Below are 24,613 nucleotides of genomic sequence, written 5' to 3' on the forward strand. Positions count from 1 at the left end.
AACGGACGGTAGATAATTAGAGACCAGCCAACCGCAATGGAGCGCAGATGACAACCCCCACCGAGTTGTACGAGACGCATCGCGAGCTGCTCGACCGGGCCGTCAAGGCCGCGCGCGAGCGCGACTACTGGTCCGCCTTCCCCGAGTCGCCGAGCAAGTCCGTCTACGGTGAGGATGCCGCGCCCTCGGGCGAGCGGGCGTTCACCGCGCTGCTCGGCAAGACCTTCCCGGTCGAGGTGCCGGGCGCGGTGGGCACGGTCGCCACCGAGCGCTCGCCGTACGGCATCGAGCTCGGCATCAGCTATCCCAAGGCCGACCCGCTCGCGCTGGTCGCCGCCGCCCGCGCCGCCACTCCCGCGTGGCGCGCCGCCGGGCCGTACGGGCGGGCCGGGGTCGCCGCCGAGATCATCAAGCGGATCAACGCGCGCAGCTTCGAGCTCGCCCACGCCGTCCAGCACACCACCGGCCAGGCGTTCGTGATGGCGTTCCAGGCCGGCGGCCCGCACGCGCAGGACCGGGCGCTCGAGGCCGTGGCGTATGCGCTGGCCGCCTCCACCCGCATGCCGGCCGACGCCGGCTGGGCCAAGCCGCAGCGCGGCGCCGACCCGCTGCGCCTGGAAAAGACGACCACCGTGGTGGGCCGCGGCGTCGCCCTGGTGATCGGGTGCAACACCTTCCCGACGTGGAACAGCTATCCGGGCCTGTTCGCCAGCCTGGTCACCGGCAACCCGGTGATCGTCAAGCCGCACCCGGGCGCGGTACTGCCGCTCGCCATCACCGTGCAGATCTGCCGCGAGGTGCTCGCCGAGGCCGGCCAGAGCCCCGACCTGGTCACGCTGGCCGCCGAGGAGCCCGGCGAGGGCATCGCGGCCACCCTCGCCACCCACCCCGACGTGCGCATCATCGACTTCACCGGCTCCAGCGACTTCGGCAACTGGCTCGAGGCCAACGCGCGCCAGGCCGTCGTCTACACCGAGAAATCCGGCCTCAACACGGTGATCGTCGACTCGACCGACGACTACAAGGGCCTGCTGCGCAACCTGTCCTTCTCGCTCTCGCTGTACAGCGGGCAGATGTGCACGACCCCGCAGAACATCCTGGTCCCGCGGGACGGCATCGAGACCGACGCCGGGCACAAGAGCTTCGACGAGTTCGGCGCCGACCTGTCCGCCGCCCTCGGCAAGCTGCTCGGCGACCCGAAACGCGCGGCCGGCACGCTGGGCGCAATCGTCAACGACGGCGTGCTGGGCCGGCTCACCGAGGCGGGCGCTTCGCCGTCGGTCGTGCACCCGTCCGCCGGGGTCGCCGACGAGCAGTACCCGCACGCGACGATCCGCACGCCGGTCGTGGTCCGGCTCGACGCGGCGGACGACAAGACCTACACGCGCGAGTGGTTCGGCCCGGTGTCGTTCCTCATCGCGACCGACTCCACCCCGGCGAGCCTGGCGCTGTTCGTCGAGACGGTCCGGGCGCACGGCGCGCTGACCGCCTCGGTCTATTCGACCTCGCCCGACGTGCTCGCCGCGGCCCGCGAGGCGGCGCTCGACGCCGGCGTGCACCTGTCGGAAAACCTGACCGGAGGCGTCTTCGTCAACCAGACCGCGGCCTTCAGCGACCTGCACGGCACCGGCGCCAACCCGGCCGCCACCGCCTCGCTGACCGACGACTACTACGTCACCGGCCGCTTCTTCGCCCTGCAGTCCCGCCACCACGTCCCCGCGCCGGAGTCGGCCGATGCCTGAGGTCTACCTGGTCGGTGGCGTCCGCACCCCGCAGGGCAAGTACGGCGGGGCGCTCGCCGCGGCGCGGCCCGACGATCTCGCGGCCCTGGTGGTCCGCGAGGCCGTGAGCCGCTCCGGCGCGCCGGCGGAGGCGATCGAGGAGGTCGTGCTCGGCGCCGCCAACCAGGCGGGTGAGGACAACCGCAACGTGGTCACGGCCGGCTCGTCCTCGCCGCTCTCCGACGGCGCGGCCGCGCTGGTCGTCGCGAGCGAGGCGGCGGTCGAGCGCTACGGCCTGGCGCCCCGCGCTCGCGTCGTCACCGGCGCCGCGGCGGGCGTCGCGCCGCAGCTCATGGGCCTCGGCCCGGTCCCCGCCACGGAAAAGGCACTGGCCCGGGCCGGCTGGGGCATCGGCGACCTCGACGCCGTCGAGCTCAACGAGGCGTTCGCGGTCCAGTCCCTCGCGGTGATCCGGCGGCTCAAGCTCGACGAGGAGCGGGTCAACGCGGACGGCGGCGCGATCGCGCTCGGCCATCCGCTCGGCTGCTCCGGCGCCCGCATCACGGTGACCCTGCTCGGCCGGATGGAGCGGGAGGGCGCGCGCCGCGGCCTCGCCACCCTGTGCGTCGGCGTCGGTCAGGGCGCGGCCATGCTCCTGGAGCAGCCGTGAACACCCTTCGCATCGAGGAGCGGGACGACCGCGTCGTGGCGACCCTCACCCGGCCTTCGGCGCGCAACGCGATCAACGCGGCGATGGTCCGCGAGCTGCACGACGTGTGCGCGGAGCTCGAGGAGCGACCGAGGCTGCTGCTGCTCACTGGCGACGGCGGCACGTTCGCGGCCGGCGCCGACATCGGTGAGCTGCGCGAGCGCGGGCGCGACCAGGCCTTGCAGGGCATCAACAGCCGCCTGTTCGACCGCGTGGCCCGGCTCCCGATGCCGACCGTCGCCGCCGTCGATGGCTATGCGCTGGGTGGCGGGGCCGAGCTCGCGTACGCGTGCGACATCCGCCTCGCCTCCACGACGGCGGTCTTCGGCAACCCCGAGCCCGGCCTGGGCATCCTCGCCGCGGCCGGCGCGTGCTGGCGGCTGCGCGAGCTGGTGGGCGCGTCCGTGGCCAAGCAGGTGCTGCTGGCCGGCAAGCGGCTCGACGCCGACGACGCGCTGCGGTTCGGCCTGGTCACCGAGGTGGTCCCGGCCGACGAGCTGCTCAAGCGCGCCCACGCCCTGCTCGACCGGATGGCGCGTTCGGGTCCGCTGGCGCTGCGGCTGACCAAACTGGTCGCCGACGCGCCCGGCGGTCATCCCGTCGCCGACGACCTGGCGCAGGCGATCCTGTTCGAGTCGGCCGACAAGCGCGACCGGATGGACGCGTTCCTCGCGGGAGGCCGCTCATGAGCGCGACCATTTCGCCCGCGGTGCCCAAACTGGTCGGCGTGATCGGCGGCGGCCGGATGGGCGCCGGCATCGCCCAGGTCTTCGTGGTGGCCGGCGCGGTGGCGTGCCTCGCCGAGCGGGATCCGGCCGCCGCGGTGGCCGCCCGCGACCGGGTCGCCATGGGCCTGTTGCGCGCCGCCGACAAGGGGAAGCTCGCCGAGCCGGCCGACGCTGTGCTCGAGCGGCTCGTGCTGGTCGACGATGTGTCGGCGCTGCCGGCCGACGTCAACCTGGTGGTCGAGGCCGTGCCCGAGGACCCCGCCCTCAAGGTCCGGGTCCTGGCCGCCGCCGAGGAGGCGGTCGGCGAGCAGGCGGTGCTGGCCAGCAACACCAGCTCGCTGTCCATCGCCGGCATCGCCGACGGGTTGGCACGGCCCGAGCGGTTCCTCGGGCTGCATTTCTTCAACCCGGTCCCGGCCAGCAGTCTCGTCGAGATCGTGATCGGGCCGGCCACCGGCGACGACACCGCCGGGGCGGCGCGTTCCTGGGTCGCCGGGCTGGGTAAGACCGAGGTGGTGGTGCGCGACTCGCCGGGGTTCGCCACCAGCCGGCTCGGCGTCCTGCTCGGCCTCGAGGCGATCCGCATGCTCGAGGAGGGCGTGGCCGACGCCGCGTCGATCGACCGCGCCATGGAGCTGGGCTATCGCCACCCGATGGGCCCGCTGCGCTCCACCGACCTGGTCGGCCTCGACGTGCGCCTCGCCATCGCCGAGCACCTGCACCGCGAGCTGGGGGAGCGGTTCGCCCCGCCCGCGCTGCTGCGCGACAAGGTGGCCCGGGGCGAACTGGGCCGCAAGACCGGGCAAGGCTTCTTCACCTGGGAGACATCATGAGCGCGGTTTCCGCCGCCGACGGCGAGCGGGTCTTCGCCGAGACCATCGAGAAGGATCTGCGGGTCGAGCCTCGTGACTGGATGCCCGACGGATACCGCAAGACGATGATCCGGCAGATCGCGCAGCACGCGCACTCCGAGATCATCGGGATGCAGCCCGAGGGCGCGTGGATCACCCGCGCGCCGTCGCTGCGCCGCAAGGCGATCCTGCTCGCCAAGGTGCAGGACGAGGCCGGGCACGGGCTCTACCTCTACTCGGCGGCCGAGACGCTCGGCGCCGACCGGGGCGATCTGACCCGGCGGCTCATCGAGGGCCGGCAGAAGTACTCGTCGATCTTCAACTATCCGACGCTGACCTTCGCCGACGTCGGGGTGATCGGCTGGCTGGTCGACGGCGCGGCGATCTGCAACCAGGTGCCGCTCTGCCGCAGCTCGTTCGGGCCGTACGCGCGTGCCATGATCCGCATCTGCAAGGAGGAGTCCTTCCACCAGCGCCAGGGCTACGAGCTGCTGATGACCATGATGACCGGCACGCCCGAGCAGCGCGAGATGGTGCAGGACGCGACGAACCGCTGGTGGTGGCCGTCGCTGATGATGTTCGGCCCGCCCGACAACGACTCGCCCAACAGCGCGCAGTCGATGGCCTGGAAGATCAAGCGGCACAGCAACGACGAGCTGCGGCAACGCTTCGTCGACATGACCGTCCCGCAGGCCGAGGCGCTCGGCGTGACCTTGCCCGACCCGGAGCTGCGGTGGAACGCCGAGCGGGAGCACTACGACTTCGGCGAGATCGACTGGGCCGAGTTCAAGCGCGTCATCTCCGGCGGCGGACCGATGAACGAGCAGCGCATCGCCCACCGGCGGCGCGCCGACGAGGAAGGCGCCTGGGTGCGCGAGGCCGCCGCGGCGCACGCCGCCAAGCAGGCGGGAGCCCGCGCCGGCGCTGCGGCAGCGGGTGCACGGCCTGGGGAACAAGGCGAAGGAGGCGCTGCATGAGCGACGAGATCACGCACGAGTGGCCGCTGTTCGAGGTGTTCGTGCGAGCCAAGCGCGGACTCAACCATGTGCACGTCGGGTCGCTGCGTGCCGCCGACCACCAGATGGCGCTGCACCACGCGCGTGACCTGTACACGCGGCGCAACGAGGGGGTCAGCATCTGGGTGGTCCGCTCCGACGATGTCGTCTCCTCCGGGCCCGGCGACAAGGACGCGTTCTTCGCGCCCAGCGGCGACAAGGTCTACCGCCACCCGACGTACTACTCGATCCCCGACTCGGTTCCGCACATCTGAGGCCGCCATGTCCTTCGACGACGACGCCTACGGCGCACTCACCGACCACGCGGACGACGCCCGCTGGGCCTACGGCACCGGCTTCGCCGACCCTCTCGCCGGCGTGCCGACGGCCGTGCCCGACGGGATCGACCGTGCCGACCTGGCCACGTATTGCCTGATGCTCGGCGACGACGCCCTGATCATGTCGCATCGGCTCCAGCAGTGGGTGACCCGCGCGCCCGAACTCGAGGACGAGCTGGCCCTCGCCAACATCGGCCTCGACCTCCTCGGCCAGGCCCGCCTGCTGCTCACCCGGGCCGGCGAGGTCGAGAACGCCGGCCGCGACGAAGACGCGCTCGCGTATCTCCGCGACCCCACCGCGTTCCGCAACGTGCGCCTGGCCGAACGCGCCGACGAGGACTTCGCTCACCTCGTGGCAAGGCTTCTGGTCTTCTCCTGCTGGCGTCTCCCGCTGCTCGACCGGCTGGCCGCATCCCGCGACCCGGTGCTCGCGGCGATCGGGGCCAAGGGCGTCAAGGAAGTCACCTACCACCGGGAGTACGCGGCACAGTGGGTGGTCCGCCTCGGCGACGGCACCGACCTGTCCCACCAGCGCATGCGCGCGGCGATCGACGCGATCCTGCCGCTGGCCGCCGAGCTGTTCGAGCCGCACGAGGCGGAAGTTCGGCTCGCGGCCGCCGGTGTCGCGGTGGATCCGTCCGTCCTGCGCGGCGAGTTCGATGCGGCGATGGCACAGGTTCTCGAGGCCGCGACGATCGAGACCTCGGAGAAGACCACCGACGCGACGGCGCGGAGACCGGACGGGGAGGCCCAAGGCGGGCAGGCCCAAGGCGGGCCGGCTTACGACACCGGCTCCGGGCGCTCGGGACGGGACGGCGTCCACGGCCCCGAGCTGACGGAGATCCTCGCCGAGATGCAGGAGCTGGCCCGGGCCCTGCCGGGAGGTGTCTGGTGAGCGGCGCCGCCCAGATTGTCGCCACGGTCACCGAGCTCGCCGGCGTGCTGCCGGGAGGTGTCCGGTGAGCGCCGCCGACGTTGTCGCCGCCGTCACCGATCCGGAGCTGCCGATGGTCACGCTGGCCGAGCTCGGCATCGTCCGGGAGGTGCGCGAGGACGGGGACGGCGTGACTGTGGCGATCACGCCGACGTACTCGGGATGCCCGGCCATGGAGGCGATCCGGGACGACATCGTGACCGCTCTGCGGGGGGCCGGGTTCGGGCGCGCGGAAGTCCGTACGCAATTGTCGCCGGCCTGGACCACCGACTGGATCAGCGAAAGCGGCAAGGCCAAGCTCGCGGCCGCCGGGATCGCGCCGCCCGGCGCGGCGCCCCGGAGATCGGCGGGACCGGTGCCTCTTGCCCTCGGTCTGCCCGTCGAGTCGGTCGCGTGCCCGCAGTGTGGGCACGCGGAAACCGAGCGCATCTCCGCCTTCAGCGCCACCGCGTGCCGTGAGCTGCGGCGATGTCCCTCCTGCCGGGAGCCGTTCGAGCACATGAAGGAGATCTGAGGTGGTCGTGCGTGACTTCCATCCGCTGCGCGTGGCCGGGATCGAACGGCTGTGCGAGGACGCCGTGGCGGTCACCTTCGACGTGCCCGACGAGCTCGCGGCGACCTATGCCTTCCGGGCGGGGCAGTCGCTGACCGTGCGAAGGCCGGCCGACCCGGCGGACGAGCGGCGCAGTTATTCGATCTGCGCGCCGGTCGGGGCGCGGCCGCGGATCGGGGTGCGCGAGGTGCCGGGCGGCGTCGTGTCCTCGTGGCTGGTGCACGAGCTGCGGGTCGGGGACGCGGTGGAGGTGGCGCCGCCGACCGGGACCTTCACGCCCGACCTCGAGGCCGGGGGCCGGCACGTGATGATCGCCGCGGGCTCGGGGATCACGCCGGTGCTGTCGATCGCGACATCGTTGCTGCGGCGGCCGGGGGCGCAGGTCAGCATCCTGTACGGGAACCGGCGCGCCGACACGGTGATGTTCGCGGAGGAGCTCGCCGACCTCAAAGATAGCCATCCATCCCGGCTCGAGCTGGTGCATCTGCTGTCCCGGGAGGCGCGCGAGGTCGAGCTGCTCAGCGGGCGGCTCGACGCGGCCAAGATGCGGACGCTGCTGCCCCTGCTGATCGACGTCGGCGCGGTGGATCACTGGTGGCTGTGCGGCCCGTTCGGCATGGTCACCGACGCCATCGGGGTGCTGGGGGAGCAGGGGGTGCCGCCGGCGCGGATCCATCGGGAGCTGTTCTGGGTGGACGAGCTGCCGCCCGAGCCGCGTCGCGAGGAGCGCGCGATCGAGGGACCGAGCAGCGAGGTCACCGTGGTGCTCGACGGGCGGGCCACGACGGTCACGGTCGCCGAGGGCGACACGGTCCTGGAGGGCGCGCAGCGGGTGCGGCCCGACCTGCCGTTCGCCTGCAAGGGCGGGGTGTGCGGCACGTGCCGGGCGCGCGTGACCGAGGGCGAGGTGACGATGCGGCGGAACTTCGCCCTCGAGCCGGCCGAGCTCGAGGCCGGATTCGTGCTGACATGTCAGTCGCGACCGGCGAGCCCGAAGCTGGAGGTGACCTTCGACGACTGAGCCCCGCGGGCCGGCCGGGGCCACGCGGGCCGGGCGATCCGACGGGCGAGGCCCGGCGAGGACAGACAAGGACAGACCAGGACGGGCGAGGACAGACAAGGACGGGGGAGGGGCTGACGCTGGAGCGCCCCAACAACGCCCCAGCGGCAGCGGCTCGTCCCGCACCGAGGGCGGCATCGGACTGTGCTCCACCCCCGGGCGGGGAGGCTACCGCGATAGGTGGATCTTCTCCACCATGTGATCGTCCTCATGAGAGTGTCAAACGGTGGAGCCGGCCGCGACCGGGTGCGACGACCGGCACAAAACCGGGTGCAACTCGCCTGCCGCGCGCTCCGGTCACGCCGCGGCGGCGAACACCTTGGTGACCCGCTCCGCCGCCACCCGCTCCGCGAGCCTCGCCGGATCCAGATTCGCGCACAGCACGATCGACGCGCCCACCGACAGCGGCGCTAGCAGCCAGATCAGCGGTTCCTCGGTGGCCGAGGCATCGATCAGCACCCGGTCCCCGCGCGTGATCCCCCGCGACGAAGCGACGCCCAGCGCCACCGCCCCGTACTCGCCGAACGTCGCGCCACCCGCCGCCGCGACGTCGTCGACGGCGACCGACCACAACGGCGCGCCGACGCCGAGGTGCGCCCGCGCCGAGGTCACAAAATCGCGATAGCCGGAAGGCGCCGTCCCGAAGAGCGAGAACTGATGCCGCGCGGCGGGAACGTCCTCGAGCCAGCTACCGATGCGCCGGGACTCCACGAAGGTCGCATCAAGCGCCCCCGACAACCCACCCGAGGACGCGGCGCGCGAGGACGACGCATCCGACAACGCCGCACTCGAGGACGACGCATCCGACAACGCCCCGTCGGACGACAACCCCGCCGCACCCCATCCGCGGAACGACACTTCCATCCCCACCGACCAGGCGCCCAGCAGCACCACGGCCGTCTGCCAATGCGGCGGCAACAACACCCCCACCCGCCCGCCGGCCGGCAGCCCGCACTCCGCGGTGAGCAGCGACGCCGTGGCCGCGGACCACGTCCCCACCTCGTACGCGGAAAGCTCCACCCGCTCGCCCGCGGCGTCGTCGTAGTAGGTGATCAGCGAAGGCGCGCGCATGCCACGCACCTTACCGACCTGCGATTACGCGGCCATGCCGAGGTTGCGGGCGCGAATCTCCGCCGAGTACCGCGCGAGCAGATGCACCGTCCGCGGCCCCGCGACCCCATCGGGCTCGAGCCCCACCCGCTCCTGGAACGCCCGCACCATGAGCTCGAGCGACTCGCCCTCGCCGACCGGCATGCCGACCTCGGCGAGCAACGACCGCACCACCTCGGGCTCGGCCGGCGGCGGCTGCTCCGGCCACCCGATCAACCCACCGACCGCGGTGCCGACCACGCTGAGCATTCCTCGTGCGGACATCGCCTACCTCCTTCCGGAAGCCGCCGGCGGAAAGCCGCCGGTCTCCTGCCATCAAGCTTCCGCGGACCGGCCCCGACCCACATCGGACCAAGGTCCTGCCTATCCGCGCCCGGCTCCGACTTTCGGCCGATCCGCGCACGCCGTGGCCCGCGCCAGCGCGACAAGTTTCCGCGCGTCTCCGATCGCCACTCCCTGCTCGCTGATCGCACCGGCGACGACGGCGTCCTTCTCCCCGGCGGCCAGCCCCTGACAGGCCTGCACACCAAGGTCCTCCACCTCCTCGTCCCGCCGGTCGACCGCGACGGCCGGCAGTTGCCGCTGCACCGCCGCCACGAACCGATCAAGCCCCAGATCCCCGCTGCCCGCCCCACCACCGGCCGTGCGCGCCGGCTCGGCTCGCCGCACCTCCGGCGCCGGCGAAGTGGTGCGAGACCTGGAGGTCGCGCTTTCCGCAGGTTGCGTTTTTCTTTCCCGTACGGGATGAGCACCGTCATCAGCCGAGACCACCGGAGCGGCCGCCGGTTTTCCGGCATCCTCCCCGCATCCGGCCAGCCCCAGCGCGGCGATCGCCGCCACGGCAAGCATTCGCCTCAAGACTCAACCCCCTTCTCGACGCCCCCCGAAGAGGCGCCCCGAGCGGCGCCCGGCACCACGACGGGCAGCAGAGCCGTCTCCCCACCAACGACCGACCCGCCTTGTGGTGAGTCCCGAGGCAGCGACAAAGCCGGATCCGGTGGAGCGGCGACCCGCACGGGAGGCCGGGGCGGCAGCGGCACCAAGATGGTCGAAAAACGGGCGAAAGGCACCGGAAGACCCTAGGTCCCGCCACTCCGCGATCATCCCGCCGCGCCCACGGCCGAGTGATGACGAGACCCGACCGGGTGAGCGGACCGAACGCGGTCCGTTCAGCTCGGCGCGCCGAACCATTCGGTGAGAGCGGCTCGCAAAGTCTCACCATCCGGTGCGGCGTCGGCGGAAGCCCAGGCCACGTAGCAGTCCGGGCGGACGAGCAACGCCGTCGCTCCCTCGACCGGTGCGGTCACGACGTCGACGCGGTCGCTCCAGGGAGCGGCCACCGGGCCGAGTGTTCCGGTGTTGTCGACCAGCAGCGGGCGGCCGGAATGGGTCGCCGGGCCTAGGTCGGGGACGAACTTTCCGGTCAGCGGCGAGCCGGGGCTCGACCCGTACCGGATGTCGGCGCCGGCAATGAGGTCGGCGATGTGCTGAAGCACCGCGGGTTTCTCCAGCAGCTCGCCGAAGAGCGTGCGCAGCGCGGTGACCTCGGGACCGGGGCCGACCAGCACCGACTGCGCCTGGGTGTGCATCGTGACCCGCTCGCCGGCGGGGCGGCGTTCCGTTTCGTAGGTGTCGAGCAGGCCGTCCGGCGCCCAGCCGCGCACCGTCGCGGCGAGTTTCCACGCCAGGTTCACCGCGTCCTGCAGGCCGAGGTTGAGTCCGGGGCCGCCGATCGCCGAATGCACGTGCGCGGCATCGCCGACCAGGAGCACCCGTCCCTCCCGGTAACGCTCGGCCAGCCGCGTCTGACCGCCGGAGCGCCGGCGAAGCATGTGCGGCCCGTCGCCCACCGGCGGACCGAGCGGCACCTCCACGCCGAGGACATGGGTCAGCGCCTGCTGAAGCTCGGCAATGGCGAACGGCTCGTCGCCCTCCGGCAGGTCGGACGCCGTGACGCTGAGGAGCGTCCGCCCGTCCGGGAACGGAGCGTAGGAGACGAGTCCTCGCTCGCTGCGATGGTGCAGGAAGGGCGGGATCAATCCGTAGCCGGGGACGCGCAGACCTCCGGAAACGGCGTCCCGATACTCCGGCGGCACCGTGATGTGGGCGGTCCGCGAGACCGTATGGTCGCTGGCCACTCCGGGAAAGCCGATGCCCGCCAGCTTTCGCGTGATGCTCCGGCCGCCGTCGGCGCCCACGAGATAACGCGTTTCCATTTCGTAGGAACCGTCCGGCCCGTCGACCGTGACGACGACGGCCTCGTCCTTCTGCGTCAGGCCGGTGACCGTGTGCCCGGGCCTGATCTCGACGCCGAGCTCCTCCGCGCGCGAAGCGAGCATGGCCTCGATCTTCTGCTGCGGAACCAGAATCGTGTAGACCGGGTTGTCGGTCAATTGATGCAGCGGAAGCGGAAACGCGGCGAACATGAATTGTGGCGCCGGCGCGGGCGGCGCGGCGTTTCCGCTCAGCCGCCCATAGAGGCCGCGTCGCTCGAACAGCCGGATCACCTGGCCGACCATTCCGTTGGCCCGCTGCTCCTCGGCGGGCCCGGTGCGCTGCTCGAGCACCACCGGCCGGACCCCGGCCAGCGCCAGCTCACAGGCCACCATGAGCCCGTTGGGCCCACCACCGGAAATGACAACGTCGAAAGGCATGACAAACCTCACCGCCCATTCTTAGAGGCCGTGCATTCGTGTTCGGATGAATATGTGCGGCTCAGGGTTTCGGTGGTGGCAATCCCGCCGCGATCTGCCGCATGGCATCAGCGATCAGCACGTTGATGCTCTGCCCGGTGACCATGAAGGTCTTGCTGGCCAGGTCCTGCGCGGCCAGCACGGTCGCGGCCACCAGATTCGGATACATGTCCGTCGCGGGGTCGGTGCCCGTACGCGCCCCCACGGCCGCGGCCACGGCCTCCGCTGCCTGCGCCCCGGCCCGCAGCGTCGCGGCCTGGATCGCGGGCACCTCGAACATCAGCCTCAGCCCGGCCGTCCACACGTCCCGGTCGCCCCGGGGGTGCGCCCTGACCTCGGGGCCGGGCCGGTGCTCCTCGATCATGGCGTGGGTGATGGCCTCCCACAGCGGCTCGCCGGCCGGTCTTTCCCGCAGCGTGTCGGCCATCCGGAGGAGCCGGTCGAGGTGGCGGGACGCGACCGCCTCGGCCTTGCTCCCGAAGTAGTTGTTGAACGTGCGAGGCGAGACACCGGCCTCGTTGGCGATGTCCTCGACGAGAACGCGGTCATAACCGCGCTCGACGATCAGCCGGATGGCCGCCCAGCTGAGCGCCGCCCGGGTTTCCTGTTTCTTCCGTTCCCGCAGCCCCACCATCGCAACGCTACCAAAACCTGCGTGCCCCGCAAACATGCGTGCCACGCACTTTCCTCAGCCCACCCTCAGCAACGTTATGTGGGCCGGGTAGGGCATCAGCCCAGGTTCCTAGGATGACCTTTCCCGCGGCGCTTGGCCTACGTGCGAGCGCTGCCCCGATGTCGCCCCGGTCTTGATAAATTCCGGCTCGTTGCGAACCGCAACTCATCAGCGCGAGCCGCGCTCGACCGATTGCGCCGGAAATAACGTGCTATATCGGGCGATCGGGCGAACGCTGTGCGGCGAGAGCGTTGCCCTGCGGTCGCGTGTTCCCATCGGCGTGTTCCCCATCGGCGTGTTCCCCGTGCGGTGGCGCGGACGAGTGGCGCGACGACTGAGCGCTGTGGGGCGGGCGGGTGAGGTGGGCGGGCAAGACGGCGACCCGCGAGCGTTGTGGGGTGGACGGTTGCGTGTGAGCGCGTAAGACGGCAGGGAGAGGGCGGCGCCGGGAGGTGGGTCCCGGCGCCGCCGTGTGGCTGGGCCGGCCGGGGGGTCAGCCGGCCAGGTGGCCCCAGCGGTCCTGGAGCTCCTCCCAGGTGCCCTGGTCCTCGACCCGGCCGCCGATCAGGACCACCACGCGGTCGGCCTGTGTCAGGGCGGCCCGCTTCGACGTGGAGCCGACGACCGTCACGCCGTGTTCGCGCAGCGCGCGCCAGAGCTCCAGCTCGGTCGTCACGTCCAGCGCCGAGGACACGTCGTCGGCGATCAGCAGCTCGGTGCGCGGGGCCAGGGCCCGGGCCAGGGCCAGGCGCTGCAACTGGCCGCCGGAGAGCCTCGTGCCCTTGTGGCCGATCAGCAGCTGCAGGCCGCCGCCCGAGGCGGTCAGGTCGTGCTCCAGCTGGGCGGTCATCACCGCGTCGGCGGCGTCGAGCTCGTGGCCCAGCTGGATGTTGTCGGCGACCGTGCCGGAGAGCACCCGGGGCAGCTGGGCGACGTAGCCCACCTGGTTGGGGCGCAGGAACACCTCGGGCTCGTCGACCGGGTTGCCGTTCCAGCGCAGCTCGCCGGTGTGGTGCACGATGCCGGCCAGGGCCCGCAGCAGGGAGCTCTTGCCGGCCCCGACCGGGCCGACCACCAGGACCAGCTGGCCCCGCTCGACGGTCAGGTCGACGTCCTGCGCGCCGACCGTGCCGTTCTCGTGGACGGCGCTGAAGTGGCGCAGCTCGAGCGTCCGCAGCGGGTTGCGGGCCGCGGTGGGCGGGGCCGGCGCGGTGCCGGCCGAGAGGTCGACGCCGGGCACGTCCGCCGTGTACTCGGAGATGCCGGACATCGCGACCGTCCGCCGGGTCCACACCCGGGCCGACGGGAGCTGCGACACCAGCGACGCCGTGGTCCACGCGAACCAGCGGGCCGCGCCGAGCGTCGCCACCGCGATCAGCGTCGCCGCCGCGGTGAGGTGGCCGCCGAGGTACAGCGCCCAGGCGGCGATCGGCAGCAGGCCGCTGACGATCGACGGAGTGGACCGCGCCCAGACCTGGATCACGATCTCGTGCCGCTGCCGGTCGCTGCGGATCTCGTCGAGCCGGGCCAGGTGGGCCAGCACCGGCTCGGTGGCGCCGGCCAGCTTGACCGTGCGGGCCGCCGACAGCGACGACACCAGCGCCGTCGCGAAGGCCGCCCGGCCCGCCACCGTACGCCGGGCCGCCCGTTCCAGGCGCGGGCCGAACAGCGTCGCCGCCAGGCCGGAGACCACCATCGTGCCGAGGAAGAACAGGCCCGGCACGATCGACTGCGACACCGCCGTCATCACCACGATGAGGATCAGGCTGGTCACGTTGTCGATCAGGTTGTCGGCGAGCATCACCACCCGCTCGGTGTCGCCGCCCTGGGCGACCACCTCGGCCGGCGTGTGCTTGCTGACCCGGCGCGGGCCGATCTGACCGTGCACCAGGCGCAGGCTGATCCGCAGCATCTGCCGGACCCACCACTCCGGGAACCAGGCGCCGGTGTAGTAGAGCGTCGGGATCGCCACGATCAGGCCGGCCGCGATGCCGATCGCCGGGTAGAGCGGGTTGCCCACCCCGTCGACCACGTCGGTCCAGAGCAGCGGCAGCACCGGGCCGTCCAGGCCCAGCACCATCAGCACGATGAACAGCGCGACCGCGCCCATCCCGAAGCGCGGATCGTTGGTCGCCAGGCGGACGATCTCGCGCATCGTGCGGGTGCGCGGCGGGTCGGGCAGCGGCGGCGGCTCGACCGCGGGCAGGGTGTTGGCCAGCGCCTCGGCGCCCAGCTCGATTCGCGCCGGGCCGGCCTGCGGGGGCGCGGCCCAGTCGCGCTCGGCGACCAGCACGCCGCCGCCACCGGTGGCCGGGGCGGTGGCCGGCACCGCGAGGCTGCTGGAGGCCATCAGCTCGGCGAAGCGGGCCGACTCGCGCAGCGGCCCGGCCTCGAGGACCTTGCCGTCGGCCAGCACGACCACCTCGTCGCAGCGCTGCACCGAGGAGAGCCGGTGCGCCACGATCACGCCGATGCGGCCCTCGAGGAGCCGGTCGGTGGCCCGCTGCACCCAGCTCTCGGTCACCGGGTCCATCCGGGCGGTGGCCTCGTCGAGGATCACCACCTGCGGGTCGCGCACCAGGATGCGCGCGAACGCGACCAGTTGCTCCTGGCCGGCGGAGAGCTTGTGGCCGCCCTCGCCGAGCTTGGTGTCGATGCCCTCGGGCAGGCTCTCGGCCCACGCCGTCAGGCCCAGCTCGTCGAGCGCGGTCGCGGCCCGGGGCAGCAGCTCGGGGTCGAACAGCGCGATGTTCTCGGCCAGGGTGCCGGCGAGGATCTCGGTGCGTTGCGGCACGATCGCCGTCCATCGGCGCAGGGCCTCGACGTCGAAGTCGTTGAGGTCGGTGCCGCCGAGGAACACCGTGCCGCGCGGCACGTCGACCGCGCGGGTGAGGACCTTGGCCAGGGTGCTCTTGCCGGATCCGGTGCGGCCGATCAACGCGTACGACCGGCCGCGCGCGAACGTCAGCGAGACATCTTTCAGCGCGGGCGGGCGGCCGGAGTCGGACTCGCCGTAGCGGAAGGTCAGGTCGCGGACGACCAGGTCGCCGTCGACCGGCTCGAGCCCGCCGGTGGGTTCTTGCGGTACGTCGCGCAGCAGCTGCACCCGGCTCCACGCGCCCAGCGCGTTCTGCAGCTCGGGGACCATGCGGGTGACGTGTTCGAGGGTGCCGCCGAAGCCGAGCGCCAGCAGCCACACCGCGGTCAGCCGGGCGCCGCTGATGTTGCCGGTGAGCAGCGCCCACGCGCCGACCACGACGAGCGTCGCGATCAGCGAGCGGGTGATGGCGCCGGCGCCCATCGTGATGCGCGCGCTCGCGTGCCACACCAGCCGGCCGCGGCGCAGGACCTCGGCCGCGCGTTGCGCGTAGACGCGCCGCACGTACGGCGCGGCCAGGCTCGTGCGCACGTCGTCCTGGCCGTGGATGGACTCCTCCATCACCGCGGCCAGGTCGGACCAGGACTCCTCCTCGGAGATCCGCAGCGGCGAGATGCGCTGGATCGGCTTGCCCATGGTGAGGTAGAGCAGGATCGACACGATGATCATGGCGATGCCGGCCGGCCACCAGGCGAAGAACGCCGTCACGATGGACAGGGTCGCCACCGCCACCGACTGGGCGATGCGCACGCCGCTGCCGCGCAGCTCGGAGCCGACCTGGTAGACGTCGGAGTCGATGCGGTCGAGCAGCTCGCCGACCGGCGTGTTCTCCAGCGTCGGCAGATCCTGCCCGAAGGCCACCCGGTTGAGCCCGCGCCGCTGCCGGGCCGCCCAGTCGGCGGTGAGCCGGGCCGAGATCAGCCCGACCACGACGTCGCTGAGCACCGAGGCGACCAGCGCGGCCGCGAGCACCGCGAACAGCGACGTCGACCGGTTGACCAGCACCGCGCCGGCGAGCGCGAGCGCGCCGGCCTGACCGGCGGCGCCGAGCAGGATGAGGAAGGCCACCAGGGCCGTGCGGCTACGGGACGTGGCCCACAGGTCACGAAGCAGACGCATCAGGCACCCCGTTGTTTCGGCGAGAAGGCGGTCTACCCATCCTCCGTAAGCGGCGGTGCGGGTTCAACGCAATTACGGCCCGGGGCCTCAGGCGCGCAGGGTCAGCAGGGTGATCTCGCTGGGGGCGAAGACCCGGAACGGCGGACCCCAGAAGCCGGTGCCGCGGCTGGTGTAGAGCTGGGTGCGATCGCCGTGCCGCGACAGCCCGTGCAGGACCGGCTGGTCCAGGCGGACCAGATAGTGGAACGGCCAGATCTGGCCGCCGTGGGTGTGTCCCGAGATCTGCAGGTCGACGCCGTGCGCGACCGCTCCGCCGACCTGCGCCGGCTGGTGGGCCAGCAGCAGGACCGGCAGCGACGGGTCGGCGCCGGCCAGGGCCGCCTCGTGGTCGGCGTGGTGGCCGGGTACGCCGGATCCCGCCGCCGTCCGGTCGTCGACGCCCGCGACCACCAGGGAGTCGCCGTCGCGGGTCACCACCAGGTGGCGGTTGTGCAGGGCCTCCCAGCCGAGCGAGGCCATGTGCTCCACCCAACGCTGCGCGCCGCTGAAGTATTCGTGGTTGCCGGTCACGTACACCCGGGCGAGCGACGCCTCGATGTCGGCGAGCGGGGCCGCCTGCTCGCGCCGCTGGGCGACCTCGCCGTCGGCGATGTCGCCGGTGTGGGCCACGATGTCGGGCCGCAGCGCGTTGACCGCCGCCGTCACGCCGCGCGACCAGCGGGCCCGGTCGATCGGGCCGTAGTGGGTGTCGGTGATCAGCACCAGCCGCAGCCCGTCGAGGCCCCGGCCCAGCCGATCGATGGTGACGTCGGCCCGGCGGATCCGCGGGACGCGCATCGCCTCGGCGTACCCCCAAAGGAGCAGGACCAGGGCGACCGCCGTGACCACCAGGGTGGCGATGCGGTAGCGAGCCGGTGCCCCGACGCCGGCCGCCCACAGGATCGCGGTGAGGATCTGCCCGACGATCGACCAGACGAACAGGACCCAGACGACGCCGAGCGTGGCGTCGGCGATCTTGGCGGGCACGTCGTGGTGGCGGCGGCCGTGCCCGGCGAACATCAGCACCGGGAAGAGGACCAGCGCGAGCGCGGCGACGATCGTGCCGGTGACCAGGACGGGAGTGGGCCAGTCGTTGCCGGAGGCGATCAGCGTCCACCACGGCACGCCGAACAGCAGCAGCAGGATCGCGCCGATGATCAGCGCGAAACGGACGGCCCGGGAGGCGCGGCGGCGGGGGCGGGATTCGACGGATTCACCGACTGGCACGCATGAAGCATGCCACTCACCGCGGCGCGGTGCCGATGCCGCGGATCAAGCCGGCCGGGATGATCAGATCGGCGCGGTCACGGGTCGCGGCGATCAGCGCGGCGTTGCGCTCGTCGGTGCCGGTGGCCCACGCGATCGCGGCCGGCTCGGGCTTGCCGAAGCGCACATGCCGGGCGATCAGCCGCTCGAGGCGGGTGTCCTGGTCGAGGTCGGCGTACCAGACCTCGGTCAGCAGTGGCCGCAGGTTGTCCCAGAGCAGCAGGTAGTTGCCCTCGGTGATGATCAGCCGGGCGTCCCGCCCGATCGGGATGGCGCCGGCGATCGGCTGCTCGATGACCCGCTCGAAGCCGGGCGCGTAGATGATGTCGTCCTCGTCCTCGAGCAGCCGGCGGAGCAGCGCCGCGTACCCCAGCGAGTCGAACGTCTCCGGGGCGCCCTTGCGTTCGAGCAGGCCCAGGCGGGTGAGCTCGACGTCGGCCAGGTGGAACCCGTCCATCGGCACGTGCGCGACGTGATCCAGCGCGGCGGCCAGCTCCTCGGCGAGGGTGGTCTTGCCGGACGCGGGCGCGCCGGCGATGCCGAGGACGGCCCGGCGGCCGTCGCGCACCAGGCCGCGCGCTCGCTCCACGAGCGCGTCGAAGCTGAAGCTCATGCGGGCAAACTTAATCCCAGGCGCAGGCCGGCGACGCCGGCCGGGGAGAGCGGGCGCGCGGTCGCCCGGGCCAATTCCTCGCGTACGCCGGGCGGCAGCTCGTCGGCGAGGGTGCGCAGCCGCGGATACAGGTCGAGCACGTCCCGGTGGGTCAGCGCGCCGACCCCGATCAGCAGCCCGTTGATCGAGCCCGGATCGCGGTCCAGCTCGGTGCAGAGCTCCATCCGCCAGATCGGGTCGTGCACGTGCGCGGCGAACTCGCGGGCGATCCGGTTGCCGGCCGGCGAGGCCATCTCGAGGCGGGCGTGGCGGCCGGAGCGGGCCAGCACGGGCGCGAGGCGGCAGGCGATGCCGAGCAGCCGGGTGAGCTCGGGGACGGTGAGCACCTCGAGGCCGAGCGAGCAGGTCGCGCACAGTCGCTGATAGGTCTGGGCGTGCACGACGGAGGCGGGGCGGGGGCAGTCGCCGAGCGGGCCGCAGAGCCGATCCAGGATGATCTCGGCGAGCGTGCCCTCGTGGTCGAAGCGGCCGACCCCGAAGTAGGCCGACGGCCGGCTGCGGTAATGGGCGAGCGCGGTGCGGGCGCTGACGTAGCCATCGGCCTCGACGCCGATGCGGGGGACGCCGTTGTCGGCGTGCAGGTGGATCAGGCGAAACATCTTCGGTCCGCTCCCGGTGGTTGAAGAGCCAACTTATGACCGGGATTACGAGCGGGGCCGGAGGACGGTTCACTCCTCACTGCGAGTGAACGAAAAAATCCTTCTGCGGTGCTGACCTGTAAGCCGGAAGCAGTCGAAGGTTACTGCGTGTAACGCGTAGACGCCAGAGGTGAGCATCATCCAGGCCGCCGCGAGCACCGTGGCGAGAGCGGGGTCGAGCGCGTGCCAGGCGGCCGGCAGCAGGGCCACCCCGAGCACGGCCGCAGCCGCCGTTCCCGCCTCGGCCAGTCGGAACGGATCGATGAGCATGGCGGTCAGCCTGCCGGTCGGGGGCCGCCGGCCGCTTCGGCCCCCAGCCGGATCCCGGCTACGACTTTCGGTAGATCCACAAAAGGGATTTAACCCTGATGTCAGGACTTCGTCTGTTCCTCGGCCGAGTGGCGCGGGACCGGGATCTCGGCCGCGGCCGGCTCGTCGGTCTCGAAGACGCGGTCCGGGTCGCGGGTGAGGTTCTCGCCGCTCGCCGCGTCGAAGACGTGCATCCGCTCGGGGTCGAACCACAGCTCGGCCGGGGCGCCGGACCGGATCCGGCTGGACGCGTCGAGCGCCACGACGAGCTGGGTGCGCATCTGCTCGCTGTCCAGCTCGCGCTCCAGCTCCTCGAGCTGCTTGGTCACCTCCGGCGGCGACTCGTACGGCACGTACGCGTAAAGCTCGTGCCCCAGCCATTCGGTGACGTCGACCTCGGCGGTGAAGGTGCGGCCGCGGGCCCGCTTGTCGGCCGGCACCAGGCGCACGTCCTCGAAGTGCTCCGGGCGCAGGCCCAGGATGACCAGATCGCGGTCGCCGACCTTGCTCAGCCGTTCCCCGGTGGCGTCCACCTCGCCGAACGGCGTTTCGATCCGGCCGTCGTGGACCCGGCCCGGCACGAAGTTCATCGGCGGCGAGCCGATGAAGCCCGCCACGAACAGGTTCGCGGGCTCCTCGTACAGCTGCCGGGCGCTGCCGACCTGCTGCAGGACGCCCCGGCGCAGCACGGCGATGCGGTCGCCGAGCGTCATCGCCTCGGTCTGGTCGTGGGTGACGTACACGGTCGTGGTGCCCAGCTGCTTCTGCATGCGGGCGATCTCGGTGCGCATCTGGCCGCGCAGCTTCGCGTCCAGGTTGGACAGCGGCTCGTCGAACAGGAACGCGTCGGCCTGCCGTACGATCGCCCGCCCCATCGCCACCCGCTGGCGCTGCCCGCCGGAGAGGTGGGCGGGCTTGCGGTCCAGGTGCTCGGTCAGCTGCAGCAGGTTCGCGGCCTCGGTCACCCGCTCCTTGACCTCGGCGTCGGGCACCTTCTTGAGCCGCAGCGGGAACGCGATGTTCTCGTAGACGCTCAGGTGCGGGTAGAGCGCGTAGTTCTGGAACACCATGGCGAGGTTGCGGTCGCGGGGCGCCTTCTGGTTCACCCGCTCGCCCCCGATGAGCATGTCGCCCGAGGTGATGTCCTCGAGGCCGACGATCATGCGGAGCAGCGTCGACTTCCCGCACCCCGACGGCCCGACGAGGATGACGAACTCGCCGTCGGCGATATCCAGGCTGACGTTGTCCACGGCCTGGTAACCGTCGCCGTAGCGCTTGACGATGTTTCTCATGCTGATCGCGGCCATCCGAAATCTCCTAGCCCTTGACCGCGCCGGCGGTGAGGCCGGCCATGATCCGGCGCTGGAAGACCAGCACCAGGATCACCACGGGAATGGTCACCACCACGGAGGCGGCCATGATGTACGTGATCGGCGACTGGAACTGCGAGGCGCCGGTGAAGAACGACAGGGCGGCCGGCACCGTCCGGGCCCGGTCGGTCGAAGTCAGCGAGATGGCCAGCAGGAACTCGTTCCAGCAGAAGAAGAAGGTCAGGATCGCGGTGGTGAACACGCCCGGCGCCGCCAGCGGGACGATCACCTTGCGGAACGACTGCCAGGCGGTGGCGCCGTCGACCTGGGCGGCCTGCTCCATCTCCCACGGGATCTGCCGGAAGAACGCCGACATGGTCCAGATCGACAGCGGCAGCGCGAACGTCAGGTACGGGATGATCAGGCCGAGCCAGGTGTCGTAGATGCCGAGGTTGCGCCACATGTTGAACAGCGGGCCGACCAGCGCCGCCTGCGGGAACATGGCGATCGCCAGGGCCATCGACAGCAGCAGCTTCTTGCCCGGGAAGTCCAGCCGGGCGATCGCGTACGCCGCGAACATGGCGATGACGACCGCCAGGCCCGTCGCGATCAGCGCGATGCCGACGGAGTTGCGCAGCGCGCTGGTGAACAACGTGTCGGTGAAGACGGTCTTGTAGTTGTCCCAGACCCAGTCCTTGGGGAAGAACGTCGGCTCGGCGCTGCGGAACGTGTCCGGATCCTTGAACGACAGCGACACCATCCACAGCAGCGGGAACAGCGCCCAGACCAGGATCAGCACGCCCCAGACGGTCCACCAGTTGCTGACCTTGCGGTCGGCCGCCATCACCGATCACCTCGCACCTGCGACAGGTCGGTCTTGAAGCCTTTGACGAAGATGAACGCGATCACCACGACGGTGAGGAACAGCAGCACCGAGACCGCGGAGCCGGTGCCCAGGTTCACCAGGGTGACGTTCTGCCGGTAGGCGAGGAACGACAGCGTCTCGGTCTTGTTCGCGCCGACCGTCATGACGAACGGGTTGTCGAAGATCCGCCACGCGTCGAGCGTGCGGAACAGCAGCGCCACCATGATGGCGGCCTTCATGTTCGGCAGCGTCACCCGCTTGAGCCGCTGCCACGCGGTGGCGCCGTCGACCTTGGCCGCCTCCTGCATCTCCTCCGGCACCTGCACCAGGCCGGCCAGCAGCAGCAGCGAGATGAACGGGGTGGTCTTCCAGATCTCCGAGAGCGTGATGACGAACAGCGACGACCAGCGCTCCCCGAAGAAGTTGAAGGCGCCGAGGTTGAGCCACTGGTTGACGAATCCGGAGTCGAGCTGGAACGCGTACCGCCAGATGTACGCGGAGACGACCGTGACGATGCCGTACGGGATGAGGATGCCGGTGCGCACCCAGGACCGGCCGCGGATGATCCGGTACATCACGAAGGCGAACGCGAAGCCGAGCACCAGCTCGACCGCCACGCTGGCCACCGTGATGATCAGCGTGGTGGAGAAGTCGGTCCACCAGACCGGGTCGGTCAGCACGGTGACGTAGTTGCGCAGGCCGATGAACGTGCGGCCGGCCGGGTCGGTCAGCCGGTAGTTGTACAGCGACAGCACCACCGCGTAGATCAGCGGGTAGGCGGTCACGAACACCATGACCAGGAACGCCGGCGCGGACAGGGACAGGCCGAGCCGCCGCTCGTGCCGCGCGCGGTCGGAGACCTCGGCGGGTTGCGGCGCGGGCGCGGCGACCCGCTCCTCGGTCATCGTCATCGGGGTGCTCCTCTCACAGGAGTCGCCTGCCCTGCAGGACGTCGGACATGAAGCTCGCGGTCTCCCGGGGCGTCTGCGGGGCGCGGACGTCCTGCGGCGGGTGCCAGGTGATCTGCACCGAGGTGGAGACGTCGTTGTAGTACGGCGTGACCGGGCGCGGGCCGGCGTCGTTGATCGACTGCCGGATCACGTCGGCCATCGGGAACGCCTCGCGCACCTTCGGGTCGTCGTACGCGGCGCTCTTGGCGGCCGGGTTGCCGGCGTCGAGCATGTAGGCGATGTTGTTCGGCAGCGAGGTCACGCACTTGACCAGGTCCAGGGCCTGCCGCGGGTACCTGGTGAAGTTGCCGATCGCGAGATTGATGCCGCCCAGCGGGGGCCGGCTCGCCGCGTCTGCCCGGACCCGCGGGTACCGCGCCCAGCCGATGTCGTCGACCACGGACTGCGCGATGCCGCCGCCCTTCACGTCGTCCTTGGCGGCGCTGTACACGTACGGCCAGTTGACCATGAAGCCGCCGGCCGGGCTCTGGAACGCGGAGCGCGCCTCCTCCTCGCCGGCGTTGGACATCGCGGGCGGCGCCGCCGGGGACCGCGCGAGATCGCCGATGATGCGGGCGGCCTCGTCGCCGGCCGGCGAGTTGATCGCGGGCTTGGCGTCCTTGCCGGCTTCGACGTTCGTGACGATCTCGCCGCCGGCCGACACCACCAGCGCGTTGATCCAGACCATGTAGCCCTCGTACCGGTTGGCCTGCACGCCGATGACCTTCTGCTGGCCGTCGGCGGCCTTGATCATGTCGTCCCAGGTGAAGGAGTCGGAGGTGGGATCGACGTTGGCCGCCCGCGCGACCGACTTGCGGTACCAGAGCAGCTGGGTGTTGGCCCAGAACGGCGCCGCGACCAGCCGGTCCTTCCAGGAGGTGGTCTCCAGTGGTCCCTTGAGCACGCCGTCGGTCAGCGCGGCCTCGTCGGCCTGGTCGAACGGCCGCAGGAAGCCGGCGTTCGCGAACTCGGCCACGAACGGCGGATCGAGGCTCATCACGTCGATCGAGCTGTCCTTGGCCGCGAGCCGGCGCACCAGTTGCTCACGCTGCTGGGAGGCGTCGTTCGGGAGCACCTGCACGTCGACCTGGTAGGCGCCGTCCGAGGCACCGGCGCACTGCGCGGCCAGCCGCCCCTGGCCCCCGTTGTCCGGGTTGATGTACCAGGTGAGCGTGGGCGGGCCGCTGTCCTCGCCGCACGCGCAGAGCATCGAGGCCGTCAGCGTCAGGGCCGCGAGGGCGGCCAGCCGGCGGCGGGTGATGGAGTGTCCGCTGAGCACAGGCACACCTCCAAGGACGCATCGTCGTCGTCCCGGCATCCGGACGGTCTCTCAATGTGATCCCGTCGATGCGATGCGTCATCATCCCGCGCGAATGAACGTGTCCTTCCGGGCGAGGACGAGCTGCCAGCGCCCCGGCAGGCCGAGGGCGGCGGTGCGCACGCTGAAGCCCGCCGCCATCAGGTCGACGCTGAGCGCGGGCAGCGAGGTGGTGCGGTAGTACATCACGAACGGCGGCCGCCACACCGCGTTGCGGACGCGCATGGCCAGGTCGAACCCGAGGGCGGCCCAGTGCGCGACCGATGTGACCGGCGGCGGCGCGCCGACCGGGAAGGCGAAGAGACCGCCGGGCCGCAGCGCCCGGTGGACGCCTTCGAAGACGGCGGGCCGCTCGGCCGGCAGGAAGTGCCCGAGCGCCCCGAAGGTCACCGCCAGATCGAACTCGCCGGCGAAGGGCAGGGCCCGCACATCGGCGCGGACCAGCGTCGCGCCCGGGTGGTCCGCCCGGGCCCGGGCGAGCATGCCGGCGCTGAAATCGACGCCGGTGACCGGCCGGTCGCACACCGCCTCGAGCACCGTGAGGCCGGCACCGGTGCCGCAGCACACGTCGAGGCCGCGGCCGAACCGGCCGGGCAGCGCGGCGGCGGTCGCCTCCAGAATCGCATCCGGGGTGCGGAACGGCGTGTCGTCGAACTTCGGGGCCAGCAGGTCGTAGCCGCGCTCGACCGACGACAATGCCTGAACGGTCAGCTCGCGCAGGGACGGGCCGTGGGGCGAGAACACCCGTCCGAGGTTATCGGCCGGCGGTCACCGGCGCACCAGCGCGCCGGCGCCCGCGGCCGCCATCGCGGCGAGCGCGCCGCCGGCCCGCCAGGCGTGCTCGACGCCGCGGCCGCACACGGCGGCGCCGACGTGGCGGGCC

The 24,613-nt window shown here is 71.9% G+C and carries 23 protein-coding genes and 2 pseudogenes; 10 read left to right on the forward strand and 15 right to left on the reverse strand.

The genetic code is table 11. The features are described 5' to 3' along the window. Positions 1–47: 47 nt before the first annotated feature. The 10 genes and pseudogenes from paaN (at position 48) to paaE (ending at position 7,850) form a co-directional block, all read left to right on the forward strand. Positions 48–1,742: a phenylacetic acid degradation protein PaaN gene (gene paaN / locus ACFQS1_RS30475; RefSeq protein ID WP_378975055.1), complete on the forward strand. Its 1,695-nt coding sequence runs from the start codon at positions 48–50 to the stop codon at positions 1,740–1,742. After that, positions 1,735–1,911, forward strand: a pseudogene (locus ACFQS1_RS40695) (thiolase family protein); the annotation flags it as partial. The gene paaN and the pseudogene ACFQS1_RS40695, both read left to right, overlap by 8 nt. Positions 1,912–1,932: 21 nt before the next feature. Next, a pseudogene (locus tag ACFQS1_RS30480) lies at positions 1,933–2,391 on the forward strand (3-oxoadipyl-CoA thiolase); the annotation flags it as partial. Beyond that, on the forward strand, positions 2,388–3,119 hold the full coding sequence (locus ACFQS1_RS30485; RefSeq protein ID WP_378975059.1) for an enoyl-CoA hydratase/isomerase family protein: 732 nt from the start codon (positions 2,388–2,390) through the stop codon (positions 3,117–3,119). The pseudogene ACFQS1_RS30480 and the gene ACFQS1_RS30485, both read left to right, overlap by 4 nt. Beyond that, positions 3,116–3,991, forward strand: a complete 876-nt coding sequence (locus ACFQS1_RS30490) for a 3-hydroxyacyl-CoA dehydrogenase family protein (protein ID WP_378975061.1) — start codon at positions 3,116–3,118, stop codon at positions 3,989–3,991. Before ACFQS1_RS30485 ends, ACFQS1_RS30490 begins: the two co-directional genes overlap by 4 nt. Further along, positions 3,988–4,986, forward strand: coding sequence for a 1,2-phenylacetyl-CoA epoxidase subunit PaaA (gene paaA / locus ACFQS1_RS30495; protein ID WP_378975063.1), 999 nt, complete (start codon positions 3,988–3,990; stop codon positions 4,984–4,986). The genes ACFQS1_RS30490 and paaA overlap by 4 nt, the downstream gene beginning before the upstream one ends. Further along, a complete protein-coding gene (gene paaB / locus ACFQS1_RS30500; protein WP_378975065.1) occupies positions 4,983–5,279 on the forward strand; it encodes a 1,2-phenylacetyl-CoA epoxidase subunit PaaB in 297 nt (98 codons plus the stop codon). Before paaA ends, paaB begins: the two co-directional genes overlap by 4 nt. A 7-nt stretch (positions 5,280–5,286) precedes the next feature. Next, entirely contained in the window at positions 5,287–6,237 is a 951-nt protein-coding gene (paaC, locus tag ACFQS1_RS30505) for a 1,2-phenylacetyl-CoA epoxidase subunit PaaC (protein ID WP_378975067.1), read from the forward strand. Between the two features lie 64 nt (positions 6,238–6,301). After that, on the forward strand, positions 6,302–6,790 hold the full coding sequence (gene paaD, locus ACFQS1_RS30510) for a 1,2-phenylacetyl-CoA epoxidase subunit PaaD (RefSeq protein ID WP_378975069.1): 489 nt from the start codon (positions 6,302–6,304) through the stop codon (positions 6,788–6,790). A gap of 1 nt (position 6,791) precedes the next feature. Further along, positions 6,792–7,850 (forward strand): 1,2-phenylacetyl-CoA epoxidase subunit PaaE, encoded by a 1,059-nt coding sequence (paaE, locus tag ACFQS1_RS30515; protein ID WP_378975071.1) that lies wholly within the window; start codon positions 6,792–6,794, stop codon positions 7,848–7,850. A 336-nt stretch (positions 7,851–8,186) separates the two neighbouring features. Here the strand turns inward: paaE and ACFQS1_RS30520 are convergent, their stop codons facing one another. The 15 genes from ACFQS1_RS30520 to ACFQS1_RS30590 all read right to left on the reverse strand — a co-directional run bounded on the left by ACFQS1_RS30520 (position 8,187) and on the right by ACFQS1_RS30590 (position 24,474). Continuing rightward, positions 8,187–8,960, reverse strand: coding sequence for a TIGR03089 family protein (locus ACFQS1_RS30520; RefSeq protein WP_378975073.1), 774 nt, complete (start codon positions 8,958–8,960; stop codon positions 8,187–8,189). A 24-nt stretch (positions 8,961–8,984) separates the two neighbouring features. Beyond that, positions 8,985–9,263 carry a peptidoglycan-binding protein gene (locus ACFQS1_RS30525; protein ID WP_378975075.1) on the reverse strand — a complete coding sequence of 93 codons (279 nt, stop codon included), beginning with the start codon at positions 9,261–9,263 and terminating at the stop codon, positions 8,985–8,987. 99 nt (positions 9,264–9,362) lie between these two features. Next, on the reverse strand, positions 9,363–9,848 hold the full coding sequence (locus ACFQS1_RS30530) for a DUF732 domain-containing protein (protein WP_378975077.1): 486 nt from the start codon (positions 9,846–9,848) through the stop codon (positions 9,363–9,365). Between the two features lie 320 nt (positions 9,849–10,168). Beyond that, positions 10,169–11,653: an FAD-dependent monooxygenase gene (locus tag ACFQS1_RS30535; RefSeq protein WP_378975079.1), complete on the reverse strand. Its 1,485-nt coding sequence runs from the start codon at positions 11,651–11,653 to the stop codon at positions 10,169–10,171. 61 nt (positions 11,654–11,714) lie between these two features. Then, on the reverse strand, positions 11,715–12,326 hold the full coding sequence (locus ACFQS1_RS30540; protein ID WP_378975105.1) for a TetR/AcrR family transcriptional regulator: 612 nt from the start codon (positions 12,324–12,326) through the stop codon (positions 11,715–11,717). A gap of 532 nt (positions 12,327–12,858) precedes the next feature. After that, positions 12,859–16,362 carry an ATP-binding cassette domain-containing protein gene (locus ACFQS1_RS30545; RefSeq protein ID WP_378975081.1) on the reverse strand — a complete coding sequence of 1,168 codons (3,504 nt, stop codon included), beginning with the start codon at positions 16,360–16,362 and terminating at the stop codon, positions 12,859–12,861. 87 nt (positions 16,363–16,449) lie between these two features. Continuing rightward, complete coding sequence (locus ACFQS1_RS30550) at positions 16,450–17,628, reverse strand: metallophosphoesterase (protein ID WP_378975083.1); 1,179 nt, start codon at positions 17,626–17,628, stop codon at positions 16,450–16,452. Positions 17,629–17,644: 16 nt separating this feature from the next. Further along, complete coding sequence (locus ACFQS1_RS30555) at positions 17,645–18,280, reverse strand: nucleoside/nucleotide kinase family protein (RefSeq protein ID WP_378975085.1); 636 nt, start codon at positions 18,278–18,280, stop codon at positions 17,645–17,647. After that, positions 18,277–18,939 carry a hypothetical protein gene (locus ACFQS1_RS30560; protein ID WP_378975087.1) on the reverse strand — a complete coding sequence of 221 codons (663 nt, stop codon included), beginning with the start codon at positions 18,937–18,939 and terminating at the stop codon, positions 18,277–18,279. Before ACFQS1_RS30560 ends, ACFQS1_RS30555 begins: the two co-directional genes overlap by 4 nt. 69 nt (positions 18,940–19,008) lie before the next feature. After that, positions 19,009–19,248: a hypothetical protein gene (locus ACFQS1_RS30565; protein WP_378975089.1), complete on the reverse strand. Its 240-nt coding sequence runs from the start codon at positions 19,246–19,248 to the stop codon at positions 19,009–19,011. A gap of 101 nt (positions 19,249–19,349) precedes the next feature. Further along, positions 19,350–20,594 carry an ABC transporter ATP-binding protein gene (locus ACFQS1_RS30570; protein WP_378975091.1) on the reverse strand — a complete coding sequence of 415 codons (1,245 nt, stop codon included), beginning with the start codon at positions 20,592–20,594 and terminating at the stop codon, positions 19,350–19,352. 10 nt (positions 20,595–20,604) lie between these two features. Continuing rightward, positions 20,605–21,441, reverse strand: coding sequence for a carbohydrate ABC transporter permease (locus ACFQS1_RS30575; protein WP_378975093.1), 837 nt, complete (start codon positions 21,439–21,441; stop codon positions 20,605–20,607). Then, positions 21,441–22,373, reverse strand: a complete 933-nt coding sequence (locus ACFQS1_RS30580; RefSeq protein ID WP_378975095.1) for a carbohydrate ABC transporter permease — start codon at positions 22,371–22,373, stop codon at positions 21,441–21,443. Before ACFQS1_RS30580 ends, ACFQS1_RS30575 begins: the two co-directional genes overlap by 1 nt. 13 nt (positions 22,374–22,386) lie before the next feature. Beyond that, entirely contained in the window at positions 22,387–23,691 is a 1,305-nt protein-coding gene (locus ACFQS1_RS30585; protein ID WP_378975097.1) for an extracellular solute-binding protein, read from the reverse strand. 81 nt (positions 23,692–23,772) lie between these two features. Beyond that, a complete protein-coding gene (locus tag ACFQS1_RS30590) occupies positions 23,773–24,474 on the reverse strand; it encodes a class I SAM-dependent DNA methyltransferase (RefSeq protein ID WP_378975099.1) in 702 nt (233 codons plus the stop codon). Positions 24,475–24,613: the final 139 nt, after the last annotated feature.

The organism is Paractinoplanes rhizophilus (assembly GCF_042664765.1).
GTDB classification, from domain to species: domain Bacteria; phylum Actinomycetota; class Actinomycetes; order Mycobacteriales; family Micromonosporaceae; genus Actinoplanes; species Actinoplanes rhizophilus.

What these genes read in the sequence shown, in the direction of transcription:
- ACFQS1_RS30520 (WP_378975073.1), bottom strand. Translation starts at nt 8,960, where the DNA reads ATGCGCGCGCCTTCGCTGATCACCTACTACGACGACGCCGCGGGCGAG.
- ACFQS1_RS30570 (WP_378975091.1), bottom strand. Translation starts at nt 20,594, where the DNA reads ATGGCCGCGATCAGCATGAGAAACATCGTCAAGCGCTACGGCGACGGT.
- ACFQS1_RS30490 (WP_378975061.1), top strand. Translation starts at nt 3,116, where the DNA reads ATGAGCGCGACCATTTCGCCCGCGGTGCCCAAACTGGTCGGCGTGATC.
- ACFQS1_RS30565 (WP_378975089.1), bottom strand. Translation starts at nt 19,248, where the DNA reads ATGCTCATCGATCCGTTCCGACTGGCCGAGGCGGGAACGGCGGCTGCG.
- ACFQS1_RS30580 (WP_378975095.1), bottom strand. Translation starts at nt 22,373, where the DNA reads ATGACGATGACCGAGGAGCGGGTCGCCGCGCCCGCGCCGCAACCCGCC.
- ACFQS1_RS30560 (WP_378975087.1), bottom strand. Translation starts at nt 18,939, where the DNA reads ATGTTTCGCCTGATCCACCTGCACGCCGACAACGGCGTCCCCCGCATC.
- paaN (WP_378975055.1), top strand. Translation starts at nt 48, where the DNA reads ATGACAACCCCCACCGAGTTGTACGAGACGCATCGCGAGCTGCTCGAC.
- ACFQS1_RS30530 (WP_378975077.1), bottom strand. Translation starts at nt 9,848, where the DNA reads ATGCTTGCCGTGGCGGCGATCGCCGCGCTGGGGCTGGCCGGATGCGGG.
- ACFQS1_RS30575 (WP_378975093.1), bottom strand. Translation starts at nt 21,441, where the DNA reads ATGGCGGCCGACCGCAAGGTCAGCAACTGGTGGACCGTCTGGGGCGTG.
- ACFQS1_RS30535 (WP_378975079.1), bottom strand. Translation starts at nt 11,653, where the DNA reads ATGCCTTTCGACGTTGTCATTTCCGGTGGTGGGCCCAACGGGCTCATG.
- paaB (WP_378975065.1), top strand. Translation starts at nt 4,983, where the DNA reads ATGAGCGACGAGATCACGCACGAGTGGCCGCTGTTCGAGGTGTTCGTG.
- paaC (WP_378975067.1), top strand. Translation starts at nt 5,287, where the DNA reads ATGTCCTTCGACGACGACGCCTACGGCGCACTCACCGACCACGCGGAC.
- ACFQS1_RS30525 (WP_378975075.1), bottom strand. Translation starts at nt 9,263, where the DNA reads ATGTCCGCACGAGGAATGCTCAGCGTGGTCGGCACCGCGGTCGGTGGG.
- ACFQS1_RS30540 (WP_378975105.1), bottom strand. Translation starts at nt 12,326, where the DNA reads ATGGTGGGGCTGCGGGAACGGAAGAAACAGGAAACCCGGGCGGCGCTC.
- ACFQS1_RS30545 (WP_378975081.1), bottom strand. Translation starts at nt 16,362, where the DNA reads ATGCGTCTGCTTCGTGACCTGTGGGCCACGTCCCGTAGCCGCACGGCC.
- ACFQS1_RS30555 (WP_378975085.1), bottom strand. Translation starts at nt 18,280, where the DNA reads ATGAGCTTCAGCTTCGACGCGCTCGTGGAGCGAGCGCGCGGCCTGGTG.
- paaA (WP_378975063.1), top strand. Translation starts at nt 3,988, where the DNA reads ATGAGCGCGGTTTCCGCCGCCGACGGCGAGCGGGTCTTCGCCGAGACC.